The 2,052-nt window shown below is 64.3% G+C and carries 2 protein-coding genes; both read left to right on the top strand.

The window, feature by feature from the left end:
- On the top strand, positions 1-1,118 hold a 1,118-nt coding region (locus tag EN935_RS33095), incomplete at its 5' end, for an efflux RND transporter permease subunit (protein WP_164771571.1).
- A 15-nt stretch (positions 1,119-1,133) separates the two neighbouring features.
- Positions 1,134-2,052: efflux RND transporter periplasmic adaptor subunit (locus tag EN935_RS33090; RefSeq protein WP_127374078.1), on the top strand; the 919-nt coding region annotated here is incomplete at its 3' end.

Genomic DNA, 2,052 nt, shown 5'->3' with positions numbered 1-2,052 from the left:
GTTCAGCCCTCAACGACGCCACGCAAGCCGTGATCGCCGAGGCGCGCAAGCAGCCTGAGATCAATCCGCAGCAGCTGTTCTCGCCGTTCTCGACCTCGACGCCGCAGTTCAACTACGACCTCGACCGCAGCAAGGCGAAACTGCTCGGCCTCAACCTGCCTGACGTCTTCAACACGCTGCAGATCTATCTCGGCTCGCTTTACGTGAACGACTTCAACCTGTTTGGCCGCACCTTCCGGGTGACCATTCAGGCCGACAAGGATGCACGCGCGGGTGCAGCCGACATTTCGCGGCTCTATGTGCGCAATGCCTCCGGCGGCATGGTGCCGCTCAGCACTCTGGGCAAACTCGTACCCTTCGTCGGCCCGGAAACCGTGCCGCATTACAACAACAACGCCTCGGCCTCGATCAATGGCGGTGCCGCACCCGGCTTCTCCTCGGGCCAGGCGGTTGCCGCGATGGAACGGGCGGCCGCCACCGCACTGCCCAGGGATTTCGGTTTTGAATGGACCGGCATCACCTTCCAGGAGCTCAAGGCAGGCTCGATCGCGTCGGTCGTCTTCGGCCTCGCCATCGTCTTCGTCTTCCTGATCCTGGCGATGCAGTATGAGAGCTGGGCGATGCCGTTCATGGTGCTGCTGGCGGTGCCACTGGCCTTGTTCGGCGCCTTCGTGGCTTTGTTGCTGCGCGGCATGCAGATCGACGTCTACTCGCAGATCGGCTTCGTCATGCTGATCGGCCTGGCGGCGAAGAATGCGATCCTGATCGTCGAATTCGCCCGGCGACGGCGCGAGGAAGGCCTCAGCATCGTTGACGCGGCGATGGAAGCGGCACGTCTGCGGCTGCGGCCGATCCTGATGACGGCTTTCGCCTTCATCCTCGGCGTGCTGCCGCTCATGTTTGCGACCGGCGCCGGTGCCGCCAGCCGTCAGTCGATCGGCACCACCGTGTTCGGCGGCATGGTCGCGGCGACCATCCTGTCGCTGGTGTTCGTGCCGGTCTTCTACGCGGTCATCGAACAGCTGCGCGAACGCCGCGGCCATGACGAGCCCGCCTCTCAAGACAATGAACCAACTGCCGAACCCGCCTTCCCTCCCCTTGCGGAAGCGGCCGAATAGGATTGGAGACTTATCATGCGTAAATGGAAAATCGCGTTGGGAACAGCTGTCGCGCTGGGAGCGATCTCGGTGGCCAGCGTCCATCTGCTCGACATGGGCAATCTCAGCCTCAATGCCGGCACGGCAGGCGCGGCGCCTGCTCCAGCGGCGTTCGTCATGCCAGTGCCGGTGGTCAGTGTCGTCAAGAAGACGATCCCGATCTACCTCGACTACGCCGCGCGGACGGAGCCGATCCGCAACATCACCTTGCAGGCCAGGATTCCAGGCTACCTGCAGCAGCAGACCGCTGCTGACGGTGTCGATGTCCGGCAGGGCGATCTCCTCTACAAGATCTCACCTGACGACTTCCAGGCGGCTCTTGACCAGGCCAAAGCCCAGGTGCAGCGCGACACGGCGACGCTCGACTATGCCCGCTCGAACCTTGGCCGCGGCACCGAGCTTGCCAAGAGCGGCTACCTTGCCAAGGACGGCTTCGACCAGCGCACCAGTACCTTGCGCGAGGCACAGGCATCGCTGGCGCTCAACCAGGCGGCGGTCCGCACGGCAGAGCTCAATTTGAGCTATGCCGAAATCCGGGCGCCGTTCGGCGGACGCCTGGGCCGCAACCAGGCCTCGGTCGGAACGCTGGTCAGCGTCGCCGGCACCGTGCTTAACACGCTGGTGCAGCTCGATCCGATCTACGTCACCTTCAATCCGAGCGAGACGGATCTGGCCGAGATCGAGCAGGCCCGTGCGAACGGCCCGATCGAGGTCGAGGTGCTGCTTCCCGGCCAGGCCGAGGCCAGCCAGAAGGGCGAACTCACCTTCATCGACAATTCGGTCGACCGCTCGACCGGCACGATCACGGCACGCGCGACGATCGGCAACGGCAAGTTCACGCTGCTGCCGGGCCAGTATGTTCGGGTCCGGCTGCATGTGAGGCAGCAGGCCGACG

Origin of the sequence: Mesorhizobium sp. M7D.F.Ca.US.004.03.1.1, assembly GCF_003998635.1 — a bacterium.
GTDB lineage: Bacteria > Pseudomonadota > Alphaproteobacteria > Rhizobiales > Rhizobiaceae > Mesorhizobium > Mesorhizobium loti.
Note: the sequence above shows the minus strand (reverse complement) of the source record. Positions and strands in the feature narration are given on the sequence as shown.